The organism is Paraclostridium benzoelyticum, from assembly GCF_001006285.1.
In the GTDB taxonomy this organism is placed as follows: domain Bacteria; phylum Bacillota; class Clostridia; order Peptostreptococcales; family Peptostreptococcaceae; genus Paraclostridium; species Paraclostridium benzoelyticum.
Genome location: NZ_LBBT01000169.1, coordinates 1 through 1,815, shown reverse-complemented (window position 1 = coordinate 1,815; position 1,815 = coordinate 1). Strand labels below are relative to the sequence as shown.

Genomic DNA, 1,815 nt, shown 5'->3' with positions numbered 1-1,815 from the left:
TATATATTTTTAGAATTTACTTTGCTTTAGTACTACGCCTGTAAATCGCTTCATGTGGCTACCAACTTCATCTTTTACTCAAAAAAATTTTTACTGTATCCAAAAAAGAGCTCATAAATTTATGAACTCTTTTAATATTATAAGTATTCTGATTACAATTTTATTACTCCCTGTAAGCTTTAATTCTACTGAATTTTAATTTAAACCATATATTTTCAAAATAATATTTTTAGTTTTAAATCTAATATAATATTAAAACCAAATACTAACCTATAGGTTTAGTGATCTCTTAAAGAATCATTTTGTCATATCTAATTAACATAACCGATTAAATTTACAATACTATTATTTATAAAGTTCATTCATAAGTTTAGAGGGATATGTATCACCTTTTATTAAAGTTTCACAACTTCTTTTTATAATATTTCTTCGATTTTCATAGTATAAATACAACCTGCTTTATTTAATAAAATTAGATTGTGAGTTATTATTGCAAGTCTATATTTTGACAACTCTTCCAACATATCTTTCACTTTTTTTATTTAAAACCAAAAATTTTTCATTTCTATTTCTTCAATATATTTAATATCACTATCTCCATCACTAGTTTTTCAGTTTCTAAATCAATAGATTCATTAACTCTATTAAATATCGGCATTATACTGTGTATGTCTGCATTGCTATTTAATATTTCATAAACTTATTATATTAATTATTGGAAATAAACTCCTAATCAATTGATGTATATAAACATAAAAACATAAGAATACCTATGATTAAATTCTTTAAATAATTACTTTAAATTACGTTATCAACTAATTCTTTCATTCTTCTACTAAAATCTCTTAACCTACCTCTTCTAATGCACAAGTTGCACTATTAAAAACCATAGCTTTTTTAATTATCTTGTTATATTTAGATTTGTTCATAATATATCGTCTCATCTCACAAATAATATTTTGTGTTATATGGTTGCTTGTAAAATCAATTATTCAAAGATTCATATTCGATTTTACAAGCAACCATACAATTTGAATTTTAATCTTGAATTCTTTAAATTCCTTATCTTATAACAAACACTTATATTTATATACTTATTATGCGTTGTAACTTATACAGCTATAGTTACTCCCACAACTGTAGTAGTTGGTACAGTTATTTGAGCAATGGTTATCACACTTAATGTCACAACTAAAAAAACAATATCCTTCTTCAAATTTCTTTGCTGGTTTTTTTATAAATTTCATGTTTTTTACTCCTCTTTTAATTAAAATTCCATACAGTTACTATGTTTAAAATTTACCAATAACGAACACATAAATCACACCCAACAACATTACAATAAGGATGACAATCAACATCACAACCTAAAAAGCAATATCCTTCTTCAAACTTTTTTGATGGTTTTTTTATAAACTTCATTACCATTCCCTCCTTTTTTAATTTAAATATTGCTTAGTTATGTAAAATCATACATACATTACACTGGTGAATATTACAGTAATCACAGTCAACATCACAACCTAAAAAACAATATCCTTCTTCAAACTTTTTTGATGGTTTTTTTATAAACTTCATTACCATTCCCTCCTTTTTCATTTGATTAATTTATTAAAATTCATTTTCACTTAAAATATTTTTATATTCGGTTCAAATTTAAGAAAATATGAAATTTTAATCTGTATATGTGTTAAAACTTAAATCAATCTAATTTATTGTATACTGTTACTTTATTCAAAGCTCTTATTGAATTCAATATTTAAGTATATATTGTTGTTATATAGTATAAATTGCAGAAAAATTATAAAATTTGTA

At 23.3% G+C, this 1,815-nt stretch carries 3 protein-coding genes; all 3 read right to left on the bottom strand.

The features are described 5' to 3' along the window. Positions 1-1,097: 1,097 nt before the first annotated feature. From VN21_RS18220 to VN21_RS18390, 3 genes are read right to left on the bottom strand one after another with little or no spacing between them, the layout of a single operon-like run. On the bottom strand, positions 1,098-1,247 hold the full coding sequence (locus tag VN21_RS18220; protein WP_084822009.1) for a Clo7bot family Cys-rich peptide: 150 nt from the start codon (positions 1,245-1,247) through the stop codon (positions 1,098-1,100). A 52-nt stretch (positions 1,248-1,299) separates the two neighbouring features. After that, positions 1,300-1,422: a Clo7bot family Cys-rich peptide gene (locus VN21_RS18395; RefSeq protein ID WP_152650787.1), complete on the bottom strand. Its 123-nt coding sequence runs from the start codon at positions 1,420-1,422 to the stop codon at positions 1,300-1,302. Between the two features lie 33 nt (positions 1,423-1,455). After that, the gene (locus VN21_RS18390; RefSeq protein WP_152650786.1) at positions 1,456-1,578 is read right to left on the bottom strand and encodes a Clo7bot family Cys-rich peptide; all 123 of its coding nucleotides are present in this window, start codon (positions 1,576-1,578) and stop codon (positions 1,456-1,458) included. Positions 1,579-1,815: the final 237 nt, after the last annotated feature.

Excerpts from the sequence above, each read along its gene's own strand:
- VN21_RS18395 (WP_152650787.1), bottom strand. The coding sequence starts at position 1,422 with ATGAAGTTTATAAAAAAACCATCAAAAAAGTTTGAAGAAGGATATTGC.
- VN21_RS18390 (WP_152650786.1), bottom strand. The coding sequence starts at position 1,578 with ATGAAGTTTATAAAAAAACCATCAAAAAAGTTTGAAGAAGGATATTGT.
- VN21_RS18220 (WP_084822009.1), bottom strand. The coding sequence starts at position 1,247 with ATGAAATTTATAAAAAAACCAGCAAAGAAATTTGAAGAAGGATATTGT.